This is a genomic window from Anaerobacillus sp. ABR4_321, assembly GCF_056158505.1.
The window spans coordinates 2,562,702-2,578,415 of sequence record NZ_JBSWTK010000001.1 but is presented as its reverse complement, the minus strand read 5'-3'; the positions used below and the strand labels follow the sequence as shown (position 1 = coordinate 2,578,415).

The following is a 15,714-nucleotide window of genomic DNA, read 5'->3' as shown; positions in this document are numbered from 1 at the left end:
AAGGGGTTTGATCATGTGAGAAAACAATTTCTAGTATTAGGTGCAGGAAGATTCGCAAAGGGAATCATACAAGAACTGTATGAACAAAAATGCGATGTGATCGTTTGTGACAAAGACGAAGGTCCTCTCGAGGATGTTGAAAAATACGCCACCCATTCGATCGTAGGGGATCTTCGAGAGAATGGTGTGATGGACGATTTGAATGTCGACCAATTCGATGCAGTATTCGTTGCGATCGGGACAGATTCATACTCTGCCATTCTTATTACGAACAGGCTAAGAGAACGTAATGCAAAGGAAATTATCGTAAAGGCTACAAGTAAAGAAATCGGAGAAATCCTATCAAATTTAGGTGCAGATCGAGTGATTTATCCAGAGGAAGAAGCTGGAATGAAAGTAGCAAGACAGATTACGATGCCTAATGTGATCGAATACATCGAAATCACAAAAAACGTTTCAGCAGTCGAATTAAAAGTACCTGAAGAACTCGTCGGAAAAACACTTCTAGAATTAGACTTCTCAAGAAAGTATGATCTTAACGTTTCTCTGATCTTGAGGGATGATTCACCGATTCTAAGTCGGTATGCAGAAGTCGCATTTCAAAGTAATGATGTGATTCTTATCGTAGGGGAAAACAAAAAGATCGAGCAGTTCAGGAAAAAGTTCCACTTATAAAAAGTCGTTTAGAAACCCGCAAATATTGCGGGTTTTTCAATGGTTTCAGAGAAAAATTTAAAAATAATGTATCCGCTTCCATCCCTTTCTCACTAGTTACTATAGGGAATTCATCTATCTACAAACGCTTTCTTATTACGTGACAAAAATAAAATTTCTTGTATATAATAGAAATATTGAAATAATTTTAATTTTCGAATTTAAAATCAAGAAAGGATGGTCGCAGATGGCAAAACTCGATACAGCAACAACATCACAACAAAACCACCACGTTGCACTAAGGCGTGACATCAATATGTTAGGTAACTTACTCGGTGACGTTTTAGTGCAGCATGGCGGACCTGAACTTCTAGAAAAAGTGGAGTCGATTCGTGAAAAGACGAAGTCGATCAGACAAGATGCAACGGATGAAATGACGAAGGAGTTAGAAGAGACGATACAAAACCTACAATCTCCATTACGGAAACAGGTTATTCGTGCTTTTGCATTATATTTTCATCTTGTAAACATTGCTGAACAAAATCACAGAATTAGAAGAAGAAGAGATTATCAAATGCTTGAAGAAGACCAATCACAGCCTGGCTCTATTCCACATGCAATATCAACGCTTAAACAAAACAATGTGCCTGGAGAGTTGATTGAAGAAACACTCAAATCCCTTTCATTGGAATTGATTCTGACAGCTCACCCAACTGAGTCGACTCGTAGATCAGTGCTTGAAATTCATAAGCGAATCGCTAATGCTCTTCGAGAAATGGACAGCCCATTACTAACTTCTAGAGAGAAAAAGAGTATCAAGGACTCAATCTATAACGAAATTACAACACTTTGGCAAACAGACGAGCTCCGTCATAAGAAACCTACCGTTATGGATGAAGTGAATTTAGGGTTATTTTATTTTGAAGAGACGTTGTTTGATGTGCTTCCAGAAATCCATGAGGAACTTGATGAATGCTTAAAAGAACATTATCCAGAAGTCTCATGGAACATCCCAAACATCCTCAACTTTGGTTCGTGGATTGGTGGAGACCGAGATGGCAATCCATTTGTTACGCCTGAAGTAACTTGGAAGACGCTAGAAAAACAGCGTGAAGTCGTTATTTCTAAATATAAGCAATCCGTAAAAGAGCTCATGAAAAAATTAAGCCAGTCTTCTAATCGCGTTCCGATTTGCGGTGAACTTATCGCATCGATTGAACAGGATGAAGAGACGCTTCCACATGTTAAACGGTGGGGAGTGCCACATGAATCTTACCGTGTGAAGCTATCTTATGTTCTTGAGAAACTAAATAAGATCGGTACAAATATGGGATACCAAGATGCGGATGAGTTCATTGATGATTTAAGGCTAATCGAAAATAGCCTTCGTCAACATTATCCAGAAGGCTTCCATTTTGATGACCTTCACAAGCTTATCCGCCAGGTTACACTTTTCCGCTTCCACTTAGCAACACTAGATATTCGAAACCACAGTGGGAAACACGAAGGTGCGATCCATGAATTATTGCAGCGCGTCAAACTTTCTGATGATTATTCCTCATTATCCGAAAGTGAAAAGGTTAATCTACTTACAGAAGTCCTAGAAGATCCTCGACCGGTATTGTCGACATACGAAGATTATACGAGCGAGACTCAAGAAATTCTCGATATCTTCACGATGATCAAGAAAGCACACAATGAGTTTGGGAACGAGTCGATCTCAGTTTACTTAATCAGTATGACCCAAACAGCAAGTGATCTTCTAGAGGTTTTAGTACTTGCAAAAGAGGCAGGGATCTACCGCTTGCACTCCGATGGAAGTATCGAAAGTAATCTTAACGTAGCACCTCTCCTTGAGACGATCGATGATTTAAAAGCTGGTGGGAATACGATGAAAGTGCTCTTTGACCTAGACGTCTATCAAAAGCACCTTAACCAACTTGGGAACCGTCAAGAAATCATGCTAGGCTATTCTGACGGCAGTAAAGATGGCGGAACCCTTACTGCAAACTGGAAGCTTTACCAAGCCCAGCAAGAGATTAGCCAGATTGCACAAGAACGAAACCTTAAGCTTAAATTTTTCCACGGTAGAGGCGGAGCACTTGGACGTGGCGGCGGACCATTGAGAAGAAGTTTACTTTCTCAGCCACCAGAAACGTATAAAGCAGGTGTGAAAATCACTGAACAAGGAGAGGTACTATCTTCTCGCTACCTTCTCTACGATATTGCGTACAGAAGCCTTGAACAAGCAACTACTACATTACTTTCAGCAGCTGTAACGGGGATAGAAAAAGATCCAGATCAAAAAAAATGGCAGGAAGCGATGGAAAAGATGTCAGAGCTTTCACTTGAGAAGTATCAGTCTCTTGTGTTCAGAGATGAAGGATTTTTAACTTACTTCACAAACGGGACGCCTTTACCTGAATTAGGTGCACTAAACATCGGTTCTCGTCCGATGAGTAGAAAAGGTACGAATAGCTTTGATGATCTCCGTGCTATTCCATGGGTGTTTGCTTGGACACAAAGTCGCCAGCTTATGCCGGCGTGGTACGCATCTGGAACTGGACTCAATCAGTACGCATCGACTTCAGAAGGCTTGAACGAACTTAAGCAGATGTATGAAAAATGGCCGTTTTTTGCTTCATTAATCGATAACTTGCAGATGGGGCTAATGAAAGCAGATTTACCAACTGCTGAAAAGTATATGGCGTTGATTAAAGACGAAAATGTAGCAGCACGCATTTTCAACATGATCGTAGAAGAATATCATCTGACGAAAAATGTGATCCTTACGATTACAGGTCAAGAAGAACTATTGGATGGAACACCGAACATTAAAGATTCCATCCGCCTAAGAAATCCTTACGTAGATCCATTAAGCTCACTTCAAGTAGAGTTAATTTCAAAATACAGAGCCGACAATAGCTCTGATGATGAATTGTTAAAAGAAATTTTACTCACTATTAATGGAATAGCTGCCGGATTACGTAATACTGGCTGATAACACAAAGCCTCTCTGCAACAAATGCAGAGAGGCTTATTTTCATGGATGAATTCACGGTTTTTACCACAAATACTTTGCCCTTTTGATGAAAAACTAAGGATGTAAGAAAAATTACACAAGGAGGGCAAAGCATGTACAAAAAATTAATGCCGTTATTACTTCCCGGGTTAATCCTACTCGGAGCATGTAACGCAAACGGTGATAACGATAAAAACGAAGCAATGAATATGAATACAACAGCTCCAACCGAAGGCATTCAGCGAATCAATTCGGGTCAGATTACAATCGATCCGAACTCTTACAGCACCGAAACACCTAGTAGCAAATTCCCACATGGAGAAATTGTGAAAAAAGGGCAGTTTGAGTTCAAAGAAGCGATTCCTGGTATTGATCCTAGAGAGTACCTACCTGAAGGATTCCCTGAGCAGTATGGAATAGGTGGGGGAGATGAGCAGGCAAAGCAACGTGCTAGAGATGGTCAAAACAACAACGACAACAACCAGGGACAGAATAATCAGCAACCTGCTCAAGGGAATGACGAAAAGCAAGCAGAACCATCTGGAGAAATCAGCAAAGAAGTACAGCAAGTAATCGATCTAACGAACAAAGAGAGAAGAAAGCAAGGACTTTCTGATCTAAAAGCATTCACGAAATTAAGTGATGTAGCTCAAGAAAAATCACGAGATATGCAGAAGAACAATTACTTCTCACACACAAGTCCAACGTATGGATCACCATTTGATATGATGAGAGATTTTGGTGTTGACTTTAAGACTGCAGGTGAGAACATCGCCCAAGGACAACAAACACCAGAAGCTGTTGTAGATGCCTGGATGAAAAGTGAAGGGCACCGCAAGAACATCATGAACGGTAATTTCACCCATATTGGTGTCGGACTCGCTCAAGATGGTCATTACTGGACGCAAATGTTCATCGGAAAATAATGTGAATCGCCAGGTACATAATATGTACCTGGTTTTTTATATGTCGTGCACGACCATTGTCCTTTGACGACTTTTGGTTCATAATAAGAGTGACGATATTTGTCAGAATAATTATAATTTTACACAAAAGATTGGAAGGTGTATTCATCTTGAATAATATCCTTGAGATCCTCTCAGCTCTACTTGAACCAGACCAAATCAGTACGAACGAAACGATCATCGATCAACATAGTAGGGATGAGTCATATCATACTCCTCATAATCCAGATGTCGTCGTGTTTCCAAAGAATGCAGATGACATTCGTAACGTCATATCTGCAGCAAATAAACATGGAATACCAATCGTACCGTTCGGTCTTGGATCAAGCCTTGAAGGACATGTGATTCCTTACCAAGGCGGAATTTCGATCGATTTTCAACTTATGAACAAAATTATCGAAGTCCGTCCCGATGATTTTTTAGTTCGCGTACAGCCTGGTGTAACACGTTCACAATTGAATAAAGAACTTAAAAAATACGGCCTATTTTTCACCGTAGACCCAGGTGCAGATGCGACGATCGGTGGGATGGCTTCTACAAATGCAAGTGGCACAACATCCGTTCGCTACGGTGTGATGAGAGATGTCGTGCGAGATATGGAAGTAGTGCTTGCTGATGGACGCATCATACATACAGGGAGCTTAACTGCTAAATCATCCTCAGGTTATCACCTCAACAGTCTTTTTGTAGGATCGGAAGGTACACTTGGTACTTTTTCAGAACTTACATTAAAAGTTTACGGGATACCAGAAACAATTCTAGCTGGACGTATCGTTTTTCCAGAAATAGAAAATGCGGTATCGACTGTCACGAACATTCTTCATGCTGGCATACCTGTAGCGAGGATGGAACTTGTTGATGCGAGATCGATTCAACAAGTAAACAAAACAAATGAAACGGATTATTTAGAAAAACCTACCGTCTTTATTGAGTTTCACGGTAACGAAGCAGGGTTAAAACAAGACGTTGCATTTGCTGAAAGCATTGCGGAAGATAATAACTGCGATGAATTTATTTTTGAACATGATTCAAAAAAACGAGCTCAACTATGGGAAGCCCGTCATAACCTTGCCTATTCATTTAGCCATGCCTCTCCTGGTAAGAAAATGATGGTTACCGACGTTTGCGTTCCGATATCTGAATTAGCAGGCGCGATTATTGATGCAAGAAAAGCGATAGAAGCGTACGGGTTAGACGGCGCATTGCTTGGCCATGTTGGGGATGGTAATTATCATGCGATCGTCATGTTAGACCCTAATGACCCGACAGAACTCGATAAAGCAACTAAACTAAATCAGCACCTCGTGCACTATGCACTCGAAAAAGGCGGGACATGCACTGGAGAACACGGTGTTGGTACAGGGAAAATGAAATACCAGCAGATGGAACATGGCCCAGCATTCGAAGTGATGCGAGGAATAAAACATTCACTCGATCCAAATGGAATCATGAACCCTGGAAAGATCTTTGAGATCGACTAACAGGTAAGTTTATGGAAAAGGAAAAGTAATTTTCACTAGAGAATAGCATGTCCTTAATACAGATTGAAAGCGTTATCAAACGAGAGGTGGTTCTTAATGACGATTAAGAAAGTAGCAGTGATCGGATCAGGGACGATGGGACGAGGCATTGCGTATTCCGTAGCTATATCAGGCTTATCCGTTGTTCTTCAAGATATAAACGAATCCTCATTAGAAAAGGCCAAAGCTTACCATGAAAAAGAGTTTGAACGTGCAGTTGCGAAAGAAATCCTAACGAGGGAAGAAGCAGATTCGTCCTTGGGTTCGATCGAGTACACGACTGAGTTGAATGCAGCAGTGAACGATCGAGATCTTGTGATCGAAGCTGTGTTAGAGATTATGGAATTAAAGACGAGCATCTTTAAACAGCTTGATGAAATGACACCTGATCATACAATTCTTGCAACAAATACATCAACGATGTCACCAACAGAAATTGCTGCACAAACTAGCCGTCCAGAGAAATGCATTGCCCTTCACTTTTTTAACCCTGTCCCTAGAATGAAGCTAATTGAAGTTATTTGCGGACTTGAGACGTCAGATGACACGATCCAAAAAGCAATTGCATTTGGAGAATCGATTGGAAAAGAGTGTGTAAAGATCAATGAATTTCCAGGTTTTGCTGTAAGTCGAATGAACTGTTTGATAGGAAATGAAGCGATGAATATGGTGATGGAAGGTGTGGCGTCCCCTGAAGACATCGATAAGGCGATGAAGTTAGGGTTAAACCATCCCATGGGACCGCTTGAACTTGCAGATTTAGTTGGACTAGATACAAGACTCCGTAACATGCAGTATCTATACGAAACGCTTGGGGAGAAATATAGACCTTGCCCGATATTGACGAAGTACGTTAAAGCAGGGCATCTTGGCAAGAAGAGCGGAAAAGGGTTCTATACATATTCATAGCGAAGCTGAGAACATAGGGGGGAAGCAAGATGAAAGAACGGATCGTAATCGTTGAAGCAGTACGTACGCCAGTAGGAAGATATGGAGGAGCATTGAAGAGCATTAATTCTGGAGAGCTTGCCGCGATCGCTATAAAAGAATCGGTTAAGCGGGCAGGAATCTCACCAGAATCCGTTGATGAAGTCATCTTAGGAGAAGTAAGACAGACGACAGAATCGTCAAACGTAGCGAGGGTAGCAGGATTACGCGCTGGTATCTCAGAAACGGCGCCAGGCTTTACGATTAATAGACTTTGTGCATCTGGAATGCAGGCAGTTGCATCTGCTGTACAACAAGTACAATCTGGCCAAGCAGAAGTCGTCGTTGCAGGCGGGACCGAAAGCTTAAGTAATGCTCCCATCTATTTACGTAACAGTCGATTCGGAGGTGATAGGACACAATTGGTGGATTCCAACACAGAAGCTGGACAGCAGCCAATCGAACTTTTCGGTTCAAACCTTGGAATGGGGATAACTGCCGAAAATGTTGCTGATCGGTATGATATTTCAAGAGAAGATCAGGACCGCTTTGCAGCTGAAAGCCAAAGGAGAGCAGCTGTTGCTATTGAAAAAGGAACCTTCAATGAAGAAATCACGCCGGTAGAGATTAAATCGAAACGAGATTCTTATTTATTTGATACAGATGAACACCCGAGACCTGGCACAACATTTGAAAAGCTTTCAAAACTGAATCCCGTTTTTAAAGAGAATGGGACCGTAACAGCCGGGAATGCATGTGGAAGAAATGATGGTGCAGTAGCCATGCTTATCATGAGCGAAGAAAAAGCAAAAGCATTGAACGTAGAACCCCTCGCTCGTGTTGTGGATTGGACTACTTCAGGAGTGTCCCCAGAGATCATGGGAGTTGGTCCAGTGCCTGCTGTAAAAAAGTTACTAGAGAAAACGAATATGTCCCTTCAAGAAATCGGCTTGATCGAACTTAACGAAGCCTTCGCCGCGCAGGCACTCGCTGTTATAAGAGAACTAAACCTTGACGTTAGTAAAGTAAATGTTAATGGAGGTGCCATCGCGCTCGGGCACCCGCTCGGAGCTACAGGCGCTAGAATATTAACGTCATTGATGTATGAAATGAAGAGAAGAAATGAACGTTATGGAATCGCAACGCTGTGCGTAGGTGGAGGTCAGGGCATGGCCATGCTCGTTGAAAACATGAGGTGACCCTTGAAAGACAGTGCACTTTTGCACTGTCTTTCAAATTTCAACGCATGGTTAGCAAGTAGTAATAGGAGGGATTCATATGATGATTAGAAAGTTCCATGATGAAGATATCCAACCCATCATCGATTTATTTTATGATACTGTCCATTCGATTAACTCTCGAGATTATTCGTATGAACAAATAGATGCTTGGGCTAATCCTCACGAAAGAGAACAAAGAAAGATTGAATGGCTAAAATCGCTTCGTGATCATGATACATACGTCGCTCTCGAGGATGGTATTATTATTGGATTTTCTGATTTAACAGGAGAGGGAGTTTTAGACCTTCTTTATGTTCATAAAGATTATCAGCGTCAAGGTGTCGCTACCGCGCTTGTTAACAAGCTCTTAACAAAAGCGAAACAGCTCGGTTTACAACAAATGACTACTGAAGCAAGCATCACCGCGAAACCATTCTTTGAACGTCAAGGGTTTCAGGAAGTGAAAAAGCAGCAGGTCAAAAAGAATGGAGTCACTATGGTCAACTATAAGATGGTGTTGCAAGTATAAACATATAAATTCCTTCCTCTACATAGGGTGATAAAAAAGGAGGGAAACGATGAGTCAACCGATTGATCACTCACTGAGTTATCCAGATGATATGCTTACAATCATACGAAATGGTCTACCTAAACCAGATCGAACTTTGAATGTTATGATTATCGGTGCAGGAATGTCTGGGCTTGTATCAGCATCCCTTCTAAAAAGTGCGGGGCATAACGTAACGATTCTTGAAGGAAACACGCGTATTGGTGGAAGAATCTATACGATGAGAGAGCCTTTTACTGATGGTAAATACCTTGATGTCGGTGCTATGAGGATTCCTGTTACCCATAAATTAACATATGAATATATCTCACGTTTAAACCTACCAATAAATAAATTTATTAACAGCTCACCGAAAGATATCCTATATGCCAATGGCATTCAGGTAAGTAGGGAAGAGTATGAACGAAACCCAGATATCCTTAACTTCCCAGTAAGACCAGAAGAAAAGGGAAAAACAGCTGTCGAATTATTTTTAAGTGCGGTACAACCCTTTTATACGCTATATGAGAAGGGGGATCAAAGCCAAAAAGATTTCTTAAGAAGAAAGTTCGATCGCTATTCCATGGAAAATTTTTTGAGATACAACCCCATCGGACCATCTCTCTCACCAAATGCCGTTCGTATGATCAAGGTGTTATTAGGAATCGAGGGGTTCTCAGAACTATCCTTCGTTGATATTTTAACGGATATCGTTAATACAGTGTTTAATGCGGAGTTAGAATTTAATGAGATAACTGGCGGAAATGACCGCTTGCCAAAGTCCTTTCTTAAAGATCTAGAAGAAAACATTCTCTATAGCGAAAAAGTACACAGGTTGGTACAAAGACCGAGGAATATCGTGGTTCAAAGTAGGAATCAACAAACAGGAGAAATCAACACGTTTAAAAGTGATGTTGTCATCATGACCGTCCCATTTTCTGTGTTTCAATTTATTGAAGTGTACCCTTATCATTCGTTTTCTTTTGAAAAGTGGAAAGCAATTCGAGAGCTTCATTACGTGGCGTCTATGAAGATCGGCATTCAATTTAAAAAGAATTTTTGGGAGGAGGAAGGACTTGGCGGTGCGAACCTGATATCGGATTTTCCAAACCGGTATACATATACACCTAGTCGAACCGTCGATGAGTCAACTAGCGGGGTGTTACTCGCCAGTTATAGCTGGGAAGATAATGCAATGTTATGGAATAGTTTATCGCTAGAACAACAAATCACTCAGTCGCTTGAAGATCTTGCGAAGGTTCATGGAAAGCGGGTATTTGATGATTATTTGAATGGGGCTTCATTTAGTTGGAGTCAAAATGAATTTTCTGGTGGATGCTTCACTCTTTATAAGCCAAACCAGATAACAGAATTTGAAAAGGTTATCACTCAACCTGAAGGTCGAGTGCACTTTGCTGGCGAACATACTTCGTCATTCCATGGCTGGATCGAAGGGGCAATAGAGTCAGGTGTCAGAGCTGCTTTTGAAGTGAACAGTCGAAAAGATATATGAAAAAGCCAGACTTCATCTGGCTTCTATTCTCGATTTTCAGATACACGCTTCACTCTATCTAAAAATTCGTTAACCACTTTATCACTGGAAAAGAGCACGAACGGTTTGATGTACCATTTCAACGGTTTATTAAAGCCCGTATATCGAAGCTTCGTCGTATCCTCAGAAAGCTTAAATAGCTCATATGTTCCTTGAATATCAAACATTTCACCAAGATTAAAGGCGATCGTTAGCTTTTTCTCTTCTTCTTTACTCATATACTCTAGCGTATGTACATCATATTCCATCACACGTTTTCCTTCACGATACTTCTGCCTGGCTATACTCCCAACGCCCTCATCAGTCACTTTAACTGGTGTATTTTCCACTACATTAGGCATGATTTTCTGCATATTTTCTAATGAACCATCTAAATACCCCCACACTACCTCTATGGGTGCATGTATTTCGATCGATTGATCCCACGTTTTAGGCATTTATTATTCCCCCTTTTGATACTTTATTCTATCATTTTCTCGTTATCCCTTCTCTTAATATCGGCAGAAGGATTCAATACATTGTTTAACGAAATAGTTGCAGTGGAAAATGATTAATAACGAAGAATATAGGAGGGATTGTTTGAGTAAACCGATCGAAATATCGAATATACGAATCGAACAAGACAAAGGGAAGAAGCGACGCGCTTACATCGCAGATTTCCAAGAACCGATCGAATTTGGTGTTCACGGAGGCGTCAAAGATTTTTACGGTGTTTCTGTTGAAGAAGAACACCCATCCACACTAGACCATATCGTTGCTGCAGCTGGTGGCTGACTAACCGGTACCCTATCAGGTGCGCTGGAAGCGCGCCAAATACCAACTTATCCTAATAAACTGTCTGGACAATTTGAAGGGCTTATCGAAGCACCAGACGGCGTCTTAAAGATTACAAAAATCAAGTGTACGTATAACCTTGTGATTCCAGAAGGGAAGAGAGATGCTGCCGAGCGAGCGTTAGCAGTGTTTGAACGAGGTTGTCCTGTCGCCCAAACCCTAAAAGGGTGTGTGGAGTTTGAACACAAGTGGGAGATAACAGAGGAATAACGCACCCAAACCGATGAGAGAAAACTCATCGGTTTTCTATATGCCTTTAGGAAATCTGTTAAAATGAACAGTAAGATGAAAGGGAAGAGGTGTAAAATATGGCTTATGAACAAATCAGACGTCGAAAAATATATGAAGAAATTGCCGATCAACTATTAGATAGAATTAAAAGCGGAGAGCTGTCTCCAGGGGAAAAGCTAGATTCTGTCCATTTGTTAGCAGAACAATTTAATGTGGGGAGATCAGCTGTTAGAGAGGCATTAAGCGCACTTCGAGCGATGGGGCTGATCGAAATGAAGCAAGGAGAAGGTACGTACGTAAAACAATTTGACCCTTCAAGTATCAGCCAATCCCTGTCGGTCAATGGGATGTTAATGAAGAAAGAAGATATCGTTGAGTTATTAGAAGTTAGAAAAGTGATTGAGACTGGATGTGCAGCAAGTGCTGCTGCAAAACGGACTGATCAGGATTTAATGAATATGCAAGAAGCACTAAACGAAATGGAAAAAGCAGCGTTAAATCATGAACTTGGTGAGCAGGCTGACTTGAAATTTCACATGGCAATCACTTCAGCATCTCACAATAACATACTTTTAGAGCTAATGAATCATGTCTCTCAGTTAATGTATGATTCGATTCGAGAAACGAGGAAAATATCCTTTTATTCTGAGACCACCATGTTAGAAAAACTGTTTGATGAGCATCACCGCATTTTCTTGGCGATCAAAAGCCAAAATGCTTCGGAAGCTCAACATGCGATGCTTGATCACTTGAACACCGTAGAAAGTGTTCTCCTTAAATATGCCTAAGACGTAATACCTTTTTTTCAGAAAATTTTAAAAATAAGGTTGAGTTATGCAAAACATCTCCTTATAATGGGTAATAGAAACCAGGTCATCTGATGACCTGATAACAATTCAGATCCGCTCTATTAAAGCGGATCTGAACGGTTGCTCGCTTAGCACCTAGCAAGTTTAATAAATTCTCTTACTGCGAAGGATAAGTACTTATCTTTCTTCCAAATCAGTCCGAGTTCAAGGTTTACTTCAGAGTCAACAATACGAAGGGCGGTGATAGAAGGGTTCTGGATGTTGAGGGCAATCTTATCGGGTAGCAAAGCGATGCCAAGCTTTGCTTCAACCATCTCGATCATGAAATCTTTTTGGGAGCTTTGGCAAACGATATTAGGATAAAAACCTCGCTTTTCAAAAGCTTCAACGATTCGATCATAGAGTGTGAAATCATCCCGATACATGATAAATGGTTCCTTTTCTAAATCTGCAATCGTCACATTGTCCATTCCGTTAAAGGGATGATCAGTGGGTACAATTAACATTAACGGATCTTTTATCACAGGAAGGGTCTCAAACTTTTCTTTTTGAAGAGGTAGATTACAAACCATCCCTACATCTAAAGAACCATCTTCGACACCTTGTTTAATTCGTTTCGATCCAACCTCTGTTAATAGAATCGTGACGCTCGGACAAGTTTCCTTAAATCGACTAACCAGACTAGAGAAGAAAGCAGCTCCAATGATAGGTGGAATTCCAATCTTAATCTGGCCTTTCTTAATCGCAGTGAGATCTGATAGCTCTGCTGTCATCGCATCAAAGGCAAGAAGGACTTTTTTCGCATTTACCAGTACAGCTTCACCAGCATCCGTTAATTCTAACTGCTTCGATCTATAAAAAAGCGGCACACCAAGCTCATCTTCAATCTGCTTAATCGATTTACTAATTGAAGGTTGTGATACGTGCAGCGAGGCCGCTGCCTTTGTAAAGCTTAGCTGTTTCGCAACTTCTGTAAAGTGTTCAAGGTGACGAATTTCCATCGAATCACTCCTGTGATATGAGAATTATAGAGGGTGCGTTATAACTAGAAAGAATAGTCCATATTCCAAATATGTATTATATCATCGTTCGTTTCTATTATAAGATATTACATAACGATAAGACAGTTCTATTGAACTGCTAAACCATTGGAGGAGAATAGCGTATGAAAGATTATGTTCAAGAAGAATATCTACAGGTTGCGAATGAACTCTATGAATTTATTAATTCAGACGTACTTCCTGAAAGCGGTGTTTCAAAAGAACAATTCTGGACCGGCTTAGGAGAGATCATCCAAGATCTTGCTCCAAAAAACAAGGCGCTTCTTAAAACGCGTGACGAGATTCAAGAGCGTTTAGATAGCTGGCATCAAACGAACAAAACCTATGATCTTGATACGTACAAATCATATTTAAAAGAGCTAAACTATCTAGAAGAGGAAGTAAATGATTTTCAAATCACAACTCAAAATGTTGATGACGAGATCGCTAGGCAAGCTGGGCCTCAGTTAGTCGTACCTGTAAATAACGGAAGGTACGCGATCAATGCAGCCAATGCTCGATGGGGAAGCCTTTATGATGCATTATACGGAACTGATGTGATTAGTGAAGAAAATGGTGCTGAACGTAAAGGAGCATACAATCCTCGCCGAGGCGAAAAAGTGATTGATTATGCGAAGGATGTTCTTGATAGAACTGTTCCATTAGAAGGCAGTAGTCACCGTGACGTGACGAGCTATTATGTAGCGAACGGTCAATTGAAGGCTCGTTTGAATGAGAAAAATGAAAGCGTTTTATCTAATTCCGATCAATTCGTAGGTTACCAGGGGGATGAACCGAACCCTACTACCATTCTACTTCAGAACAACGGCATTCACCTTGAGATCCAAATTGATCGCGAGCATCCGATTGGCTCTAGCGATCAAGCTGGTGTGAAAGACGTATTTGTAGAATCCGCTCTTACAACAATCATGGACTTTGAAGACTCTGTCGCAGCTGTAGATGCAGAAGACAAGGTTGTTGTATACAAGAACTATCTTGGATTAATTAAAGGCGATATCGTTGCTTCCTTTAAGAAAGGAACGAAAGAAGTTTCGAGAACGTTGAATGCTGACAGAGATTATGTAAGTCCAGATGGAAAACAGTTCTCCTTACCAGGCCGCTCCCTCATGTTTGCACGAAATGTAGGTCACCTTATGACGACCAGTGCAGTACTTGATAAAGATGGGAATGAAATCCCTGAAGGTATATTAGATACGGTTATTACCGGTCTGATCGCAAAACATGATGTGTTACGTAATGGCAAATACCAAAATTCTAAAAAAGGCTCGATCTATATTGTAAAACCAAAAATGCACGGTTCAAAAGAAGTAGCTTTTGCTAATGAACTGTTTAACAGAACGGAAGATGTTCTAGGATTAGAACGCAATACGATGAAAATTGGAGTGATGGATGAAGAGCGTAGAACGACATTAAACCTTCGCAACTGTATAAAAGAGGTTAGTGAGCGTATCGTCTTTATCAATACAGGGTTCCTAGATCGAACTGGGGATGAAATCCACACATCGATGGAAGCAGGTCCAGTGATCCGCAAACAAGATATGAAGAATTCTGTATGGCTACAAAGCTACGAAAAGTCTAACGTTCAGCAAGGACTAAAAACAGGATTCACGGGTGTAGCGCAGATTGGTAAAGGAATGTGGGCAATGCCTGATATGATGGCAGATATGCTAGCGCAAAAAGGAGGTCAACTGAAGGCTGGGGCAAATACAGCCTGGGTTCCATCTCCTACTGCAGCAACCTTGCATGCTCTTCATTATCATGAAGTAAACGTACCAACTGTCCAAACGGAACTAGCAAAAAGCACTTCGAATTATCAAGATGATATTCTTCAAATTCCTGTTACAGAAGCAAATTGGACTGAAAAAGAAATCCAAGAAGAGCTTGATAACAATTCACAAGGTATTTTAGGTTACGTTGTACGCTGGGTAGAGCATGGCGTTGGTTGCTCAAAAGTACCAGACATTCACAATATCGACTTGATGGAAGATCGTGCAACACTACGAATTTCTAGCCAGCACATGGCCAACTGGTTACACCAGGGTGTATGTACGGAAGAACAGGTTATGGAAACGATGAAACGAATGGCTAAAGTAGTGGACCAACAAAATGCAGACGATCCAGAATATCGACCGATGGCTAGCGATTACGAGAACTCTATTGCATTCCAAGCTGCATGTGACCTTGTATTTAAGGGAATCGATCAGCCTAACGGGTATACCGAACCAATCTTGCACAAAAGAAGACAAGAAGCGAAAGCAAAGATTCGTGTAAATAACTAAAAAGTCTGTGCAAAAGCGGCTAACGTAGCTGCTTTTGCAACTTTTTTACCCATAGATTTCAGAATACTCTTTCAATGATACGATAGGAGGAAT

General features: G+C 40.9%; 13 protein-coding genes and 1 pseudogene. 12 read left to right on the top strand and 2 right to left on the bottom strand.

Annotated elements, in window-relative coordinates:
• Positions 1–15 precede the first annotated feature (15 nt).
• The 8 genes from ACXADT_RS13425 (at position 16) to ACXADT_RS13390 (ending at position 10,368) form a co-directional block, all read left to right on the top strand.
• The gene (locus ACXADT_RS13425; protein ID WP_270182180.1) at positions 16–675 is read left to right on the top strand and encodes a potassium channel family protein; all 660 of its coding nucleotides are present in this window, start codon (positions 16–18) and stop codon (positions 673–675) included.
• A gap of 226 nt (positions 676–901) precedes the next feature.
• Positions 902–3,655 carry a phosphoenolpyruvate carboxylase gene (gene ppc / locus ACXADT_RS13420; RefSeq protein ID WP_474831571.1) on the top strand — a complete coding sequence of 918 codons (2,754 nt, stop codon included), beginning with the start codon at positions 902–904 and terminating at the stop codon, positions 3,653–3,655.
• Positions 3,656–3,789: 134 nt separating this feature from the next.
• Entirely contained in the window at positions 3,790–4,602 is an 813-nt protein-coding gene (locus ACXADT_RS13415; RefSeq protein ID WP_270182182.1) for a CAP domain-containing protein, read from the top strand.
• 149 nt (positions 4,603–4,751) lie between these two features.
• Positions 4,752–6,122, top strand: coding sequence for an FAD-binding oxidoreductase (locus tag ACXADT_RS13410; RefSeq protein ID WP_474831569.1), 1,371 nt, complete (start codon positions 4,752–4,754; stop codon positions 6,120–6,122).
• A 96-nt stretch (positions 6,123–6,218) separates the two neighbouring features.
• Entirely contained in the window at positions 6,219–7,070 is an 852-nt protein-coding gene (locus ACXADT_RS13405; protein ID WP_442865202.1) for a 3-hydroxyacyl-CoA dehydrogenase family protein, read from the top strand.
• A gap of 29 nt (positions 7,071–7,099) precedes the next feature.
• Positions 7,100–8,287, top strand: coding sequence for a thiolase family protein (locus ACXADT_RS13400; RefSeq protein WP_474831568.1), 1,188 nt, complete (start codon positions 7,100–7,102; stop codon positions 8,285–8,287).
• 79 nt (positions 8,288–8,366) lie between these two features.
• Complete coding sequence (locus tag ACXADT_RS13395) at positions 8,367–8,837, top strand: GNAT family N-acetyltransferase (RefSeq protein ID WP_474831566.1); 471 nt, start codon at positions 8,367–8,369, stop codon at positions 8,835–8,837.
• Between the two features lie 49 nt (positions 8,838–8,886).
• On the top strand, positions 8,887–10,368 hold the full coding sequence (locus tag ACXADT_RS13390; RefSeq protein WP_474831565.1) for a flavin monoamine oxidase family protein: 1,482 nt from the start codon (positions 8,887–8,889) through the stop codon (positions 10,366–10,368).
• A 23-nt stretch (positions 10,369–10,391) separates the two neighbouring features.
• Here the strand turns inward: ACXADT_RS13390 and ACXADT_RS13385 are convergent, their stop codons facing one another.
• The gene (locus ACXADT_RS13385) at positions 10,392–10,844 is read right to left on the bottom strand and encodes an SRPBCC family protein (RefSeq protein WP_474831564.1); all 453 of its coding nucleotides are present in this window, start codon (positions 10,842–10,844) and stop codon (positions 10,392–10,394) included.
• 142 nt (positions 10,845–10,986) lie between these two features.
• Between ACXADT_RS13385 and ACXADT_RS13380 the strand changes: the two genes are divergently transcribed.
• The 3 genes and pseudogenes from ACXADT_RS13380 (at position 10,987) to ACXADT_RS13370 (ending at position 12,260) form a co-directional block, all read left to right on the top strand.
• Positions 10,987–11,181: a hypothetical protein gene (locus ACXADT_RS13380; protein WP_270182188.1), complete on the top strand. Its 195-nt coding sequence runs from the start codon at positions 10,987–10,989 to the stop codon at positions 11,179–11,181.
• A 21-nt stretch (positions 11,182–11,202) separates the two neighbouring features.
• A pseudogene (locus ACXADT_RS13375) lies at positions 11,203–11,451 on the top strand (OsmC family protein); the annotation flags it as partial.
• 98 nt (positions 11,452–11,549) lie between these two features.
• Positions 11,550–12,260 carry a FadR/GntR family transcriptional regulator gene (locus ACXADT_RS13370; RefSeq protein ID WP_474831562.1) on the top strand — a complete coding sequence of 237 codons (711 nt, stop codon included), beginning with the start codon at positions 11,550–11,552 and terminating at the stop codon, positions 12,258–12,260.
• A 149-nt stretch (positions 12,261–12,409) separates the two neighbouring features.
• Here the strand turns inward: ACXADT_RS13370 and ACXADT_RS13365 are convergent, their stop codons facing one another.
• On the bottom strand, positions 12,410–13,282 hold the full coding sequence (locus ACXADT_RS13365; RefSeq protein ID WP_474831561.1) for a LysR family transcriptional regulator: 873 nt from the start codon (positions 13,280–13,282) through the stop codon (positions 12,410–12,412).
• 164 nt (positions 13,283–13,446) lie between these two features.
• On the opposite strand from ACXADT_RS13365, the gene ACXADT_RS13360 reads away from it, so the two are divergent.
• Positions 13,447–15,621: a malate synthase G gene (locus ACXADT_RS13360; protein WP_474831560.1), complete on the top strand. Its 2,175-nt coding sequence runs from the start codon at positions 13,447–13,449 to the stop codon at positions 15,619–15,621.
• The last annotated feature ends 93 nt before the right edge of the window (positions 15,622–15,714 follow it).